This window comes from Kribbella pratensis (assembly GCF_004365355.1).
Classification (GTDB): domain Bacteria; phylum Actinomycetota; class Actinomycetes; order Propionibacteriales; family Kribbellaceae; genus Kribbella.
The window spans coordinates 466678-479761 of record NZ_SODP01000003.1; the positions used below are offsets into that span (position 1 = coordinate 466678).

Annotated in this window: 14 protein-coding genes and 1 pseudogene; 9 read left to right on the forward strand and 6 right to left on the reverse strand. The window is 69.0% G+C overall.

Annotated elements, in window-relative coordinates; genetic code table 11:
• Nucleotides 1-85: 85 nt before the first annotated feature.
• Together EV653_RS30010 and EV653_RS30015 are read right to left on the reverse strand one after the other, a co-directional pair.
• The gene (locus tag EV653_RS30010) at nucleotides 86-1060 is read right to left on the reverse strand and encodes an ABC transporter substrate-binding protein (RefSeq protein ID WP_134107698.1); all 975 of its coding nucleotides are present in this window, start codon (nucleotides 1058-1060) and stop codon (nucleotides 86-88) included.
• Nucleotides 1061-1070: 10 nt separating this feature from the next.
• Nucleotides 1071-1886: an ABC transporter ATP-binding protein gene (locus EV653_RS30015; protein ID WP_134107700.1), complete on the reverse strand. Its 816-nt coding sequence runs from the start codon at nucleotides 1884-1886 to the stop codon at nucleotides 1071-1073.
• Between the two features lie 97 nt (nucleotides 1887-1983).
• Between EV653_RS30015 and EV653_RS30020 the strand changes: the two genes are divergently transcribed.
• Nucleotides 1984-2901 carry a GntR family transcriptional regulator gene (locus EV653_RS30020; protein ID WP_134107702.1) on the forward strand — a complete coding sequence of 306 codons (918 nt, stop codon included), beginning with the start codon at nucleotides 1984-1986 and terminating at the stop codon, nucleotides 2899-2901.
• Between the two features lie 28 nt (nucleotides 2902-2929).
• A complete protein-coding gene (locus EV653_RS30025; protein ID WP_238160536.1) occupies nucleotides 2930-3805 on the forward strand; it encodes a hypothetical protein in 876 nt (291 codons plus the stop codon).
• A gap of 3 nt (nucleotides 3806-3808) precedes the next feature.
• Here EV653_RS30025 and EV653_RS30030 read toward each other — a convergent pair whose 3' ends face one another.
• Nucleotides 3809-4756: an NAD-dependent epimerase/dehydratase family protein gene (locus tag EV653_RS30030; protein ID WP_134107705.1), complete on the reverse strand. Its 948-nt coding sequence runs from the start codon at nucleotides 4754-4756 to the stop codon at nucleotides 3809-3811.
• 164 nt (nucleotides 4757-4920) lie between these two features.
• Here EV653_RS30030 and EV653_RS30035 point away from each other — a divergent pair, with 164 nt between their 5' ends.
• The 5 genes from EV653_RS30035 (at nucleotide 4921) to EV653_RS30055 (ending at nucleotide 8976) form a co-directional block, all read left to right on the forward strand.
• Nucleotides 4921-6381 (forward strand): LCP family protein, encoded by a 1461-nt coding sequence (locus EV653_RS30035; protein ID WP_238160537.1) that lies wholly within the window; start codon nucleotides 4921-4923, stop codon nucleotides 6379-6381.
• A 57-nt stretch (nucleotides 6382-6438) separates the two neighbouring features.
• Entirely contained in the window at nucleotides 6439-6795 is a 357-nt protein-coding gene (locus EV653_RS30040; RefSeq protein ID WP_134107707.1) for a YciI family protein, read from the forward strand.
• A 118-nt stretch (nucleotides 6796-6913) separates the two neighbouring features.
• Nucleotides 6914-7291 carry a YciI family protein gene (locus EV653_RS30045; protein ID WP_134107709.1) on the forward strand — a complete coding sequence of 126 codons (378 nt, stop codon included), beginning with the start codon at nucleotides 6914-6916 and terminating at the stop codon, nucleotides 7289-7291.
• A 36-nt stretch (nucleotides 7292-7327) separates the two neighbouring features.
• Nucleotides 7328-8143, forward strand: coding sequence for an alpha/beta fold hydrolase (locus EV653_RS30050; protein WP_134107711.1), 816 nt, complete (start codon nucleotides 7328-7330; stop codon nucleotides 8141-8143).
• A gap of 206 nt (nucleotides 8144-8349) precedes the next feature.
• Nucleotides 8350-8976 carry a superoxide dismutase gene (locus EV653_RS30055; RefSeq protein ID WP_134107712.1) on the forward strand — a complete coding sequence of 209 codons (627 nt, stop codon included), beginning with the start codon at nucleotides 8350-8352 and terminating at the stop codon, nucleotides 8974-8976.
• 97 nt (nucleotides 8977-9073) lie between these two features.
• On the opposite strand, the gene EV653_RS30060 is transcribed toward EV653_RS30055, so the two are convergent.
• A complete protein-coding gene (locus tag EV653_RS30060) occupies nucleotides 9074-9856 on the reverse strand; it encodes an alpha/beta fold hydrolase (RefSeq protein WP_134107714.1) in 783 nt (260 codons plus the stop codon).
• Nucleotides 9857-10044: 188 nt separating this feature from the next.
• On the opposite strand from EV653_RS30060, the gene EV653_RS30065 reads away from it, so the two are divergent.
• Together EV653_RS30065 and EV653_RS30070 are read left to right on the forward strand one after the other, a co-directional pair.
• Complete coding sequence (locus EV653_RS30065) at nucleotides 10045-10491, forward strand: phage holin family protein (protein ID WP_134107716.1); 447 nt, start codon at nucleotides 10045-10047, stop codon at nucleotides 10489-10491.
• On the forward strand, nucleotides 10488-10829 hold the full coding sequence (locus EV653_RS30070; RefSeq protein WP_134107718.1) for a DUF3618 domain-containing protein: 342 nt from the start codon (nucleotides 10488-10490) through the stop codon (nucleotides 10827-10829). Before EV653_RS30065 ends, EV653_RS30070 begins: the two co-directional genes overlap by 4 nt.
• Nucleotides 10830-10847: 18 nt before the next feature.
• On the opposite strand, the gene EV653_RS30075 is transcribed toward EV653_RS30070, so the two are convergent.
• Both EV653_RS30075 and EV653_RS30080 read right to left on the reverse strand, forming a co-directional pair.
• Complete coding sequence (locus EV653_RS30075) at nucleotides 10848-12104, reverse strand: RNA polymerase sigma factor (RefSeq protein ID WP_134107720.1); 1257 nt, start codon at nucleotides 12102-12104, stop codon at nucleotides 10848-10850.
• Nucleotides 12101-13005: pseudogene (locus EV653_RS30080) on the reverse strand (TIGR03564 family F420-dependent LLM class oxidoreductase). The gene EV653_RS30075 and the pseudogene EV653_RS30080 overlap by 4 nt, the downstream one beginning before the upstream one ends.
• Nucleotides 13006-13084 lie beyond the last annotated feature (79 nt).

Sequence of the window (13084 nt, forward strand, 5' to 3'; positions counted from 1 at the left end):
GCAGTTGGTGGGTTGACCCCTCGGATTCCCGGGGGGCAACCCACCAACTCGGGGGTTGACCCCTGAGACGTCGGATGTTGCTGGGTCAAGACGTGACTGCCTGTACGGCGGCGTCGATGAACTGCTCGGTGGACTTCGGGCCGCCGAACATCCAGATGCCGTCGGGCAGCCGGTGGACCTTGCCGGACTTCACGAACGGCAGGTTCTTCCAGATCGCGTTGCCGGCCAGGTCGCCGCCGAACACGTCGCCGCCGTCGTTCTTGTTCGCGATGTAGAGGAAGTTGCCGTCGGGCAGCTTGGTCAGACCCTCGAGGTCGGTCTGCGCGAGCCCGTAGTCCTTGTCACCGGCGCCGGTCCACCCGTTCTTCAGACCCAGCTCGGTGGCGACCGCGCCGAGCAACGACCCGGTCGTGTGCATCCGGATCGAGATTGTGCTGCCCTGCTTCCACCCGTCCGCCATCGTGAACCCGGTGCCGGCCTTGCCCGCGTCGGCGATCTTCTGCTTGCCGTCGGCAACTGCCTTGTCGAAGTCGGCGTTCAGCTGCTTGGCCTGGTCCGCCTTTCCGACCGCCTGGCCGATGAGATCCAGGTTCGTCTTCATCTGCGGGATCGCGTTCTTCGCGTCCGCGCCGCGGATCACCAGCACCGGCGCGGCCTTCTCGAGTTGCGTGATCGTGTTCGCGGCTTCATCGGTCGTGGTGATCACCAGATCGGGGTCGAGGGCAACGATCGCGTCGACGCTCGCCTCGCCGCGGGTGCCGACGTCCTTGACCTGTGGCTCGAGCTTCGCCGCGGTGACCCAGTTCGTGTAGCCCTTGGTGTCCGCGACGCCGACCGGCATCACGCCGAGCGTGACCAGGTTCTCGGCGGCGTTCCACTCCAGCGCGACGACCTTCTTGGCGGGTGCCTTCAGGTCGAGCTTCTTGTTCCGCGCGTCGGTCAGCGAGACCGGCTGCGCGGCAGCGTCACTGGCGTCGTCGGAGGCGGCGGGTTCACTCGTGCCGCAGGCGGTCAGGCCCAGGAGGGCAGCAGCAACCAGAGCGATGGCGGTTCGTCTCATCAGAGTGCCTTCAGGTAGTCGTGACGCGGGACAGGTGCTTGCCGATGGGGCGAGTGGTGACCAGACCGGTGGCCGGATCGGTGCCGACCTCGATGGTGATGCCGTACGTCTCGGTGAGCGCGTCCGCTCGCAGTACCTCGTCCGGCGTACCGGTCGCACGCACCCGTCCCTGATCGAGTAGTGCGATCCGGTCCGCTACCGCAGCGGCCTGGTTCAGGTCGTGCAGTACGACGCCGACCGCGACCCCGTGCTCGTCGGCAAGCTCGCGCATCAGGTCGAGGATCTCGATCTGGTACCGCAGGTCGAGGAACGTGGTCGGCTCGTCAAGCAGGAGTACGCCGGTGTCCTGCGCGAGACAGGTTGCGAGCCAGACGCGTTGCAGTTCGCCGCCGGACAATTCGTCGACCGCACGCTCGGCCATCGACGTGACACCGGTGACCGTCATCGCGTGCTCGATCGCGCGCGGGCCGTCCGCGTCGTCGTTGCGCCAGCGGCTGCGATGCGGATGACGTCCGAACCCGACGACGTCGCGCACGCTCACGCCGTTCGGGGTCGGCCGGGACTGCGAGAGCAGCGTGACCTTGCGGGCGAACTCCTTCGCCGACAGGTCGAGCGCGTTACCGCCGCCGGGAAAGGTGATGCTGCCAGCGTCGGGGTGATGGAGACGGGCGAGTGCGCGCAGCAGCGTCGACTTCCCGCTGCCGTTGGGACCGACGAGTGCGGTCACGCGGGCGGGCTCGAGGTGCAGCGAGGCGCCGTCGACGACGCGCCGGCCGTGGTACCCGAGGCTCAGCTCGTCGCCGGTCAGCCCGATCGTCTCCCGCATGCGACAGAGGATAGCCTTACCTAAGCTGACCTGTCAGCACGAGTATCGTTCCGGATAGTGCGCGTACATTGTATGTGCACTATTTCGGGAGGGTCGGATGACGCAGTACGAAATGATCGCCGCCGAGCTGCGACGGCGGATTCAGGCGGGTGAACTGAAGCCGGGGGATCGGGTGCCGTCGACGCGGGCGCTGGTGCGCGACTTCGGAGTGGCGATGGCGACCGCGACGAAGGCCTTGCAGGCGTTGCAGGCCGAGCGGCTCGTGCATCCGAGCCCCGGTGTCGGGACGGTGGTCGGTCCACCTCCCCGGGCTGCGCGCCGCGCGCTGCGACCGGGCCGGCATCCGGATCAGCAAACGGATCAGCAACCGGAGCTGAATCGCGACGAGGTCGTGCGGATGGGCATCGCGATCGCGGATGCCGAAGGGCTGGCCGCGTTGTCGATGCGGCGGATCGCGAGCGAGCTTGGGGTGTCGACGATGGCGCTCTACCGGTATGTCGGCGGCAAGGACGCGCTCGTCGTACGGATGGTCGACGCGGCGATCGCGGAGTTCCCGCTCGGGACGCCGCCGGACGATTGGCGCGAGGCGATCGCGATGGTGGCGCGGGTGCACTGGGCGGCGTACCGGCGGCATCTGTGGCTCGCGAGTGCGATCAGTCTGAGCCGGCCGCAGCTGGTGCCGCGGTTGCTTCCGCACACGGATGCGGTGCTGCGGGCGCTGCAAGGTTTCGAGAAGAGTGCGGCGCTGTCGACGATGATCAGTCTGTTCGCGTACGTGCGCGGCGTGGCGCTGGTGATGGAGGCCGAGGCGCAGGCCGAGCAGGACACCGGCGTGACTGCCGACGAGTGGGTCACGGAGCAGGCCGACAAGTTGGGCGCGATGATCGCGATGGGCGATCTGCCGGCGTTCCGCGAACTGCTCGCGGACGGGTTCGACTATGAATACGACCTGGACAAGTTGTTCGAGTTCGGCCTCGACGTCTTCCTCGACGGGCTCTCCGCGCGGCTACTCTAAGTGCTGACGACTTCTCCCGGAGGTGGCGATGGAGCCGGTGTTCGCGCCGGGTGTGCCTGTGGGTGTACGGCGGTTGTACGAGCATCGGCCGGAGTTGTTCGTCGCGGCCGATGCGGCCCGCCCGAAACGGCAGACGTCGTGGTCGGTGGCGCCCGGGAACACGTTCGGCACGTTGCTCGTGTGGCTTGCGGTGTGCGTGGGCGGATGGATCCTGGCGCTGATCGTGATGGCTGCGACGCTGCCGACCGCGGTCGCGGCCTGGGCGGCGGTCGTGCTGGCCGGCATCGCCGTACTCGCCACCGGCGGGATCGTGGTGAAGTCGATGGTCGAGGACCGCGGGCACAAGGCGGTCCGGCTCCAGCACGGGAAGTACCTGCTGCCGGAGGACTTCGACGAGGCCGCGGCGCGGCTGCTCGGGCGTGCGCAGCGTGCGGTCAAAACGGTGCTTGAGGCAACAGTTACTCGCCGCGGGCTGCTCGACGAGGTGAAGAACGAGCTGGTTCTCCCGGAGCAACTCTGGGACATCGCGCAGGTGCTGCGGGAGCAGACAGTACTGCGTGCGCGGCAGAAGGACATCGCTCGCGGGATGGAGACCGCCGAGCTGGACGCCGTACTCGGACCGCAGCGCCGCGCCCTCGCGCTCTCCGTCGATGCGATCAAACGCAAGGTCGATCTCCTCGACCGGTACGCCGACCGGGTCCGCTCCGCCGACGCCGCGCTCCGCGCCGAGGCGGCCCTGGAAGACGGCGACCGCTACATCGAACTCCTCGCCCGCACCGAACCGGTCGGCGACACATCGATCGTCCAAGGCTTCACCGACGAGGCCACGGCGCTGAAGGACACGCTGACTCGCACGATCAACGCGGCGCGGGATGCAGGCAGGACGCTGGCGCTGCCGGAGTAACGGCTACTGCTGCGCGAGGAGCTGTGCTTCCTGCTCGGGCGTCAGACCGAGGCTGAGCTCAGGCGTACCGCGGTCGAGGTCCCACTGGAGGACGTCGGCCACCGTTGTCCGCAGCGGGGTGACGGGCATGCCGACCGCGCGGGCCTTCGCCGGGCTACGGCGACGCTCGCCCCACTCCGCTTCCGGGTCCATCAACGGGAAGCGCGGCGGGACCGCGTCGAGCGGGATCGGCACGATGTCGACCGTGGTGTGCGAGAGGTCTGCCGCGACCTCGATGAGCTCGGCGATCGTGGAGTCGGGGCCAATCGCGTTGAACGCGCCGGCCCGCTCGTCGGTGATCAGCTGCACCACGAGTCGCGCGACGTCGCGGCTGTCGATGAGTTGCAGCGGCGCCTCGGGCTTGGTCGGCAGCGCAACCCGTCCGCCACGAGCACCCCGGCGGATCCAGTACAACGCAGTACCGGACGAGTCGCCCGGACCGGTCACTCGGCCCGGACGGACGATCGTTGCCCGATCGCCGTACCGCTCCAGAACGTCGTCCTCGCACGCGACCTTGCAGGGACCGTACGTGTCGTTCGTCAGTACTTCGGCATCGCGCATCGGCTCGCGGCGGGGCGCGTTCTCATCGGTCCCGGCCGGCAGATCGCGGACGTACACGGCGTGGCTTGAGACGAACACATACCGCCCGCCCCGGTCACCGAGGACGTCCATCGCCTGGTCGACGTCTCGGGTCCGGAAGCCGCTCAGGTCGACCACCGCGTCCCACTCGCCCGTCCGCAGCGCGTCGTAGTCCCCGGTCTCCCGGTCGCCGACCAGCTCCGTGACCTCCGCGGGGAGCGGTGACCCGCTCTTGCCCCGGCTGAACGACGCGACCTCCGCTCCGTGCGCCAGCGCGTCCTCGACGATCGCGCGTCCGACAAACCCGTTTCCGCCCAGCACCAGAATCTGCACGATCGGTCAACCTACCGGCCGGTGCCCGGCGATTGACAACCGATTAACGCTGTAACACGTCTGAAGAGGTACAGGGTGTGGTACTTGACGCACACTGGAAGCGGACGGCGACAGGGGAGCCAATGGGGAGACGTGCGCGCGCGGCGACGAGACGGCCACGATCGGTGCCGAAGTTGCTGGGGCTGACCCTGTTGGGCGCACTGCTTCCAGGACTCGGGTTGATCGTCGGTGGCCGCCGGCGGATCGGCGCGTTCGTACTCACCCTGTTCCTCGGGCTCGTCGGCCTCGGTGTGTACGTCGGACTGACCCGGCGGGAGGAGGTCCTCGCCGCCGCCGTCGTACCGAGCCGGCTGCTGATGACGTCGGTGCTGATCGGCGCGGTCGCGTTCGGCTGGATCGTCGTCGTCGTCGCGTCGCACCGGTCGTTGCGTCCGGCAACGGGCGGCAGAGGCGGGCGGGTGCTCGGGGCCGGGTTCGTCGGGATCCTCTGCTTCGCGATCGCGGCGCCGGCTGCGATCGGCGTACAGAGTGTGCTCGCGCAGCGAACGCTCGTGCAGGACGTGTTCCAGGCGCAGGGCGAGTCCAGGTCCGCGACCCGGCCGACGACGGTCAACGTCAAGGACCCGTGGGAGGACAAGCCGCGGCTCAACCTGCTGCTGCTCGGCGGCGACGACGCGCCGAGCCGGGAGGGGGTGCGGACCGACACGGTGATCGTGGCGAGTATCGACACCAGGACCGGCAACACCGCGCTGATCTCGCTGCCGCGGAACCTGACCTTCATGCCGTTCCCGAAGGACTCGCCGCTGTACAAGTACTACCCCAACGGCTTCGGCAAGGAGGGGCTCAGCCTCGACGGCCGGCTCGAGTGGATGCTGACCGCCATGTACCAGAACATCCCCGACGCGCATCCCGGCATCCTCGGCCCGTCGGACAACGAGGGCGCCGACGTGGTCAAGCAGTCGGTCGGTGAGGCGATCGGGCTGAAGCTCGACTACTACCTCCAGGTGAACCTGCAGAGCTTCCCGGAGATCGTCGACGCGCTCGGCGGGATCAAGGTCAACGTCAACGAGCGGGTCGCGATGGGCGGTATCAGCAGCTCGCACATCCCGCCGAAGGAATGGATCGAGCCCGGCCCGAACCAGCACCTCGACGGACGGCACGCGCTCTGGTTCGCCCGCGGGCGGTACGGCGCCGACGACGACCAGCGGCAGATCCGGCAGCGGTGCGTGATCAAGAGCATCGTCGACGCGGCGGATCCGCAGACCCTCGTGACGAAGTACAAGGCGATCGCGAAGGCCGGCCGGCATCTGCTCCGGACGGACATCCCGCAGGAGCTGCTCCCGGCGATGGTCCAGCTGGCGCTCAAGGTCAAGGCCGGCACCGTCTCCAACGTCACGCTGGACCCGGAGAAGCTGCGCCTCAAGTACCTCCACCCCGACTACCAGGCCCTCCGCGACACCGTCGAGAACGCCCTCGAATCCACCCCGCCCCCGACGGCCACGCCGACCACCCCCACCCCCACCACCCGCAAGCCGACCACAACCACCACAACCCCACCCCCGGGCCCCACCCAGAACCTCGTCGACGCCTGCGCCTACAACCCCAACGGCGACCAACCCAACTGAGCGTCAGCACGGAGCTGAGGCCTCGCTCGCCAAGACCATGCTCGGTAGCTTGGCCGCATGCGCTTCGACCGCTACACCGTGATCCTGCTGACGCTGCGCCCGGACGCACCGGTGATGACGGACGACGAAGCCGCCGAGTTGCAGGACCGCCATCTCGCCCACGGCGCCGACCTGCAGGATCGCGGACTGGTGCTGGCTCGCGGCCCGCTGGCCGACCAGGACGACGAGCGCTATCGCGGCTTCTCCGTCTGGTCGGTCGACGCCGCCACCGCCCGCCGGCACGCCGAGGCCGACCCGGCGGTGCGCGCCGGCCGCCTGGCGGTCGAGGTCATGACCTGGATGATGCCGGCCGGCAACCTGCAGTTCTCGCAGGTGCGCGCGCCCAGGTCGATCGCCGAGGCAACCGCCGACTAGCGATGTAACGAATGAGGGGAGCCGGCAGTTCCGATGATTTGAGTTCGCGTGTCGATCTGGTGGCCACCCGCTCGACGTGAGAGTAAGTGATCGATCGACACGACGAGGAGCAGCAGCGATGCGCTACATGATCATCAACAAGACCGACGCCGACAGCGAGGCCGGGAAGTTGCCGCCGCCGGAGGTCGCGGAGGGGGTCGGCAACGTGGTCGAGGACCTGTCGAAGGCTGGTGTGCTGCTGTTCGCGGAGGGCGTGCACCGCAGCTCGCTCGGCGCCCGGGTGAAGGTCGAGGACGGCCGGCGTACGGTCACCGACGGTCCGTTCGCCGAGACCAAGGAGCTGGTCGGCGGCGTGATCGTCGTCGAGGTGCGCAACCGCGACGAGGCGATCGAGTGGGCCGCCCGGCTGGCCGAGGCGCTCCGCGACGAGGTCGAGGTACGCCGGGTCGTCGACGAGGCCGATTTCGGCCCGGACTCGGACATCTTCCAGAACTGAGTGTCCATTCGTGCCACCGTCGTTCGTGGAGGTGGCATGACCAACACACTGAAGGTCCCCGAGGCGGAGTTGTACTACGAGGTGCGCGGATCAGGACCGTTGGTGGTCCTGGTCGGCGCGCCGATGGACGCGGACTCGTTCGCACCCCTGGCCGACCTGCTGGCCGGTGACTACACCGTGCTGACGACCGATCCGCGGGGGATCAAGCGAAGCACTCTCGATCCCGGCGGTACGTCGCGACCCGACCAGCGGGCCGATGACCTGGCCCGGCTGATCCGGCACATCGACGCCGGGCCCGCCATCGCACTCGGCTCGAGCGGGGGAGCGGTCAGCGTGCTGGCGCTCGCCCAGGAGCACCTGGACCTGGACCTCGTCGGCGCGGTGATCGCCCACGAGCCGCCGCTCGACCGGCTGGTCGAGGACGGCGACGAGCTGCTGGCGAAGTCCGAGAAGCTGATGACCGACTACCTGGCCGGTGACGTGGTCGGGGCCTGGCAGCAGTTCTTCCGGCTGGCCAATCTCGGAGTACCGGACAAGGTCGTCGAGATGATGTTCAGCGGCGAACGCGACCCGCAGCAGGTCGCGGCCGAGCAGTTCTGGTTCTCCCATGAGATGCGGGAGACGATCACCTGGACGCCGGACCTCGACAAGCTGCGTACGGCGAACGTCGTCATCGGGATCGGCGCCGATTCGACCGCTCAGCTCTGTGAGCGAACCTCCGAGGCCCTCGCCTCTCAGCTGGGCATCGAACCCACCCGTTTCCCCGGCGGCCACACCGGCTTCGCCGACCGGCCGGAGGTGTTCGCCGAGGCCCTCCGCGCGGAGCTGAAAGTCCTTCATCAGCCTCGGTGAGACCCCTCGCGGGCCGTTGGGCGGAGTATGTGAAGCTGGGGGTGTCCGGTGTGAGTGACGTGGCATCGGGCACCGGGGTCGAGGTGGGTGCCGCGTTCGTCAGCGTGGTTCCTTGACCTCAACCGTGGTTCAAGTTTCAAGCTGGTGCCGCTGACAACAGGACATCGGAGATACCGGCCCCAGGGGGCCCCGACGAAGGAGCAGAGTTGACCACGTACACGCTTCCCGATCTTCCCTACGACTACAGCGCGCTCGCGCCGAGTATCGCCGGCGAGATCATGGAGCTGCACCACGACAAGCACCACGCGACCTACGTGAAGGGTCTGAACGACACCCTGGACAAGCTGGCCGAGGCCCGCGAGAAGGGTGACTTCGGATCGATCGTCGGGCTCGAGAAGACGCTTGCCTTCAACCTCGGCGGGCACGTCAACCACTCGATCTTCTGGAAGAACCTGTCGCCGGACGGCGGCGACAAGCCGGACGGCGAGCTCGGCGCCGCGATCGACGAGTTCTTCGGCTCGTTCGACGCGTTCCAGGCGAACTTCACCGCGAGCGCGACCACGATCCAGGGCTCCGGCTGGGCCATCCTCGGCTGGGACGCGCTGGGCAGCCGGCTGCTGATCCACCAGCTGTACGACCAGCAGGGCAACCTGCCGGCCGGCCAGACCCCGATCGCGATGCTGGACATGTGGGAGCACGCGTTCTACCTGCAGTACAAGAACGTGAAGCCGGACTACGTCAAGGCCTGGTGGAACGTCGTCAACTGGGCCGACGCCCAGGCCCGCTTCGACGCGGCCCGCGCCGGCGCCGGCGCCCTGATCACCGGCGCCTGAGAAGGCGGATCGCCACGCCATCACGATCGATCGCGCCCGCCCGGTTCCCGCTCAGCGGGGCCGGGCGGGCGCGATTGTGATGGCCGGGCGATCCGCATCACCGGCAGAAGTCCGCGATCACGGGGGCGATCGCGGTCGCCTTGATCACGTGGTTCTGACCCGGTACTTCGGTGTGCCCGGCGCCGGGGATCGCGTCGGCGAGCGCACGGGTGGATGTTTTCATCCACGCCGGGCTCTTGCCGCCGCTCACCACCTGCACCGGCTGCTGGATCGACGCCCACTGGGATGCGTCCATCGGGTCGCCGAAGCAGTTGTCGCCGACGACCTGCGCGTCGTACGGCAGGGTGTGGGCGATCGCCTTCATCGGCTTCCAGGCCGGCATCAGCTTCATCATCGTGACGAAGATCCCGGGCAGCCCGATCCCCTTGGTGAAGAAGTACTTGATCGCGTCGCCCGGCTCGAGCGCCTGCAGGTCGGCGACCCAGGTGCGCGGGATCTGGGTGCGGCTGTCGTCGACGACGTACGGCGGCTCGAACGCGACCAGCTTCTCGATCGGCAAACCGGCGGCCGTGGCCCGGAGCGCGAGCGCCGCGCCGGACGACGAGCCGTAGACGTACGCCGATCCGCCGGCCGCCTCGATCACGGCCGCGAGGTCCTCGATCTCCCGGTCGACGTCGTACGGGCCGGTGTCGCCGGAGTCGCCGCGACCGCGCCGGTCGTAGTTGTAGACGGTGAACCGGTCGGCGAGCGCCTCGGCGACCGCGGGCATCGGGCCCTGGGCGCGGGAGCAGAGCGCGCCGTCGACGAGAACGAGCGCCGGCCCGTTCCCGCGCCGGTCGTAGGCGATGGTGGTGCCGTCCTTCGAAACGACGGTGTTCATGATGGTTCCTCCTGGTGGGTGACGGTCTCACCCCTGCGTCGAGCGTGAGGATCCTCCCTCGACTATCTGTGACGTAGGTCACAACCGCTCGCACTGTGCAACCCCGGATGACAGTTCGCCGGACCCTCGGCTGCGTAGCGTGAAGTGGATCGGGTACCGGGTCGTCAGCCGAGTACGGGAGGCGGCCCATGACGGTACGTCCGCAACTCGCCCGGCACGATGCCGGGCTGAACAACCACGACGACAACGTCGGCGCGCTGGTGAGCCAGGTGACCAGCGACCTGAGCCGGCTGGTTCGCGACGAGCTCCAGTTGGCGAAGGCCGAGCTGAAGGAGAAGGGCAAGGAGGCCGGAGTCGGCGCCGGGCTCTTCGGCGGGGCCGGCACGGTCGCGGTCTACGGACTCGGCGTGCTGATTGCCGCAGCCGTGCTCGGCCTGGCCACCGCGTGGCCCGCCTGGTTGTCGGCCCTGACGATCGCCGCGGTGCTGTTCGCGATAGCAGCCGTCGCGGCGTTGCTCGGCAAGCGGCACGTCACGCGCGCCACTCCGCCCGTACCGCATCGTGCCGTCGACGGCGTGCACGAGGACCTGGAAGCACTCAAGGGACACCAGCCGGAAGGAAAGGTCACGTCATGAGCACCACCAAGAACGCAGCCCACCGCGAGCCGATGTCCGACAGCGAAACGCTGCGCGTCGACCTCGAGGAGACCCGGCAGCATCTCGCGGACACGGTGCAGGAGCTCAGTCGCCGGCTGAACGTTCCGCACCGCGTCAAGGAGACCGCCGGTCAGGCCGGCCAGAAGATGAAGGAAGTCCCCGGCGCGATGAAGCAGCTCCCCGGCGCCGCGAAGCAGCTCCCGGGCGCGGTGAAGCAGCTCCCGGTCATCGGCAAGCGCCACCCGAAGGCAACCGCAGCCATCGGAGGCGCGGTAGCCCTCGGCGTCGGAGCCTGGATGGCCCGCAGGCACAGCTAGTCGCGCAGCTAGTCACAGCTAGCAGGCTGCGGCCCGCTCGAGCAGGAGTTTTCGTTCGCGTTCGTTGCGGGTCAGAGCGGCCGCCTTCTCGAATTCCTCCCGGGCTTCGGAGAGGCGGCCGAGTTTGAACAGCAGGTCGCCGCGCACGCTCGGCAGTAGGTGGTAGTCCTTCAGCGACGGGTCGTCGGCCAGCGCGTCCACGGCCTGCAAGCCGCGCTCCGGGCCGAATGCCATCGAGATGGCGACCGCCTGGTTGAGCTCGACCACCGGCGAGGGCGTGACCTGCGCGAGTACGGCGTACAGCCCGGCGATCCGGGCCCAGTCGGTGTCCTCCGGGTCGGCGGCCCGGGCGTGGCAGGCGGCGATCGCGGACTGCAGGAGGTACGGGCCGGGCGGCTTCTCCAGCGCCCAGGCGCGGTCGATGCCTTCCAGGCCACGGCGGATGAGCAGGCGGTCCCAGCGGCGGCGGTCCTGGTCGAGCAGGAGCACCGGCTCGCCGTCGGGTCCGATGCGGGCGTTGGCCCGCGACGACTGCAGTTCCATCAGCGCCAGCAGGCCGAGTACTTCGGGCTCGGTCGGCATCAGCTCCGCGAGCAGCCGCCCGAGCCGCATCGCCTCGTTGCACAGCGCCGGACGCATCCAGTCGTCGCCCGCGGTCGCGGAGTACCCCTCGTTGTAGATGAGGTAGACGACCTCGAGCACCGACGACAGCCGATCCAGCAGATCCGGCCCGGACGGTACCTCGAACTGGACCTCGGCCTTGGCCAGGTTGCGCTTGGCCCGGACGATCCGCTGCGCGATGGTCGGCTCCGGCGCGAGGAACGCGCGCGCGATCTCGTCGGTCTTCAGTCCGCCCAGCAGCTTCAACGTCAGCGTCACGCGGGCATCCATGGTCAGCACCGGGTGGCACGCGGTGAAGACCAGCCGCAGCAGGTCGTCCTCGATGTGGTCCTCGAGGATCGCCTCCACGTCGTCCTCGACGCTGTCGCCGTCGATCTCGAGCTCGTGCCCCATCTCGGCGAGCTTGCGCTGGTAGGTCTCCTTGCGCCGGATCAGGTCGATCGCCCGGCGCTTGGCGATCGCCATCAGCCAGGCGCCAGGATTGTTCGGTACGCCGGACTCCGGCCACTGCTCCAGCGCCGCCACCAGCGCATCCTGCGCCAGCTCCTCGGCCAGGCCGACGTCCCGCACGATCCGCGCGACACCCGCGATGATCCGCGCCGACTCGATCCGCCAGACCGCGTCGACCGCCCCGTGCGCGTCAGTAACCGTCACCCGCCGATAGTAGACACGAACTCGGTCGTCCGCGCCTGTTCGGCCGGCGTACCGATCGGTGCGAGCATCAGGTCGGTGATCCCGGTGTCACGCAGCCGGTCCAGCTCCTTGCGTACCGCGCTCTCGTCGCCGGCGATCAGGATCTCGGCCGGCCCGTCGACGCCTTCGCGGTCGAGCACGGCCCGGTACTCCGGCACCTGGCCGGACAGCGCGAAGTCGGTGGCGTACTGCGTGCGCGTCGACTCGAGGTCGGCAGTCAGGCAGATGTGCAGCCCGGCAACGATCCGCGGCGCCGGACGGCCCTGCGCCGCCTTCGTGATCGACGGTACGACGTGGGTCTCGAGCGTCCTGGGGCCGGTCATCCAGGTGATCGTGCCGTCAGCCAGTTCGCCGGTGACCTTGAGCATGGCCGGACCGAGGGCGGCGACCAGCACCGGCGGCGCGACGGCTCCTTCGATGGCCACCGAGCCGACCGCGGTCAGCGTCTCGCCGTGATGGTTGACCGCTTCGCCCCGAAGCAGCGGCCGCAGTACCTCCAAGTACTCGCGGAGCCGGCGAGCCGGCCGATCGGCAGCCCGAACATCGAACCGACCATCAGTGCGATGCCGGCGCCGATCCCCAGCGTCAGCCGGTTGCCGGTCGCAGCCTGGACGGTGAGTGCCTGGCTCGCCAGCACCAATGGATGCCGCTGCGGGAACGGCACCACCGCGGTGCCGAGCTCGACCGAGGCCGCGCTGCCGGTGGCGGCGGTGCCGGCGGTGGCCAGGGTCAGCAGGGCGTCGAGGTTCGGGCCCTGGGTGAGCCAGGCGGTGTCGATGCCGCGGGCCGTCCGGATCTGCGCGCTGATCGCGCCCAGATCGCGTTGTTTGCGGGCATCCCCGAACGCCAGTCCGATCCGCATCTGCTGCTCCTCACGAGAGAATAAGTGGGGTGGCACCCCGGTTAACTCCTGGTACGATATGGGGTACCACCCCACTTAT

Excerpts from the sequence above, each read along its gene's own strand:
- EV653_RS30010 (WP_134107698.1), bottom strand. The coding sequence starts at position 1,060 with ATGAGACGAACCGCCATCGCTCTGGTTGCTGCTGCCCTCCTGGGCCTG.
- EV653_RS30015 (WP_134107700.1), bottom strand. The coding sequence starts at position 1,886 with ATGCGGGAGACGATCGGGCTGACCGGCGACGAGCTGAGCCTCGGGTAC.
- EV653_RS30020 (WP_134107702.1), top strand. The coding sequence starts at position 1,984 with ATGACGCAGTACGAAATGATCGCCGCCGAGCTGCGACGGCGGATTCAG.
- EV653_RS30025 (WP_238160536.1), top strand. The coding sequence starts at position 2,930 with ATGGAGCCGGTGTTCGCGCCGGGTGTGCCTGTGGGTGTACGGCGGTTG.
- EV653_RS30040 (WP_134107707.1), top strand. The coding sequence starts at position 6,439 with ATGCGCTTCGACCGCTACACCGTGATCCTGCTGACGCTGCGCCCGGAC.
- EV653_RS30045 (WP_134107709.1), top strand. The coding sequence starts at position 6,914 with ATGCGCTACATGATCATCAACAAGACCGACGCCGACAGCGAGGCCGGG.
- EV653_RS30050 (WP_134107711.1), top strand. The coding sequence starts at position 7,328 with ATGACCAACACACTGAAGGTCCCCGAGGCGGAGTTGTACTACGAGGTG.
- EV653_RS30060 (WP_134107714.1), bottom strand. The coding sequence starts at position 9,856 with ATGAACACCGTCGTTTCGAAGGACGGCACCACCATCGCCTACGACCGG.
- EV653_RS30065 (WP_134107716.1), top strand. The coding sequence starts at position 10,045 with ATGACGGTACGTCCGCAACTCGCCCGGCACGATGCCGGGCTGAACAAC.
- EV653_RS30070 (WP_134107718.1), top strand. The coding sequence starts at position 10,488 with ATGAGCACCACCAAGAACGCAGCCCACCGCGAGCCGATGTCCGACAGC.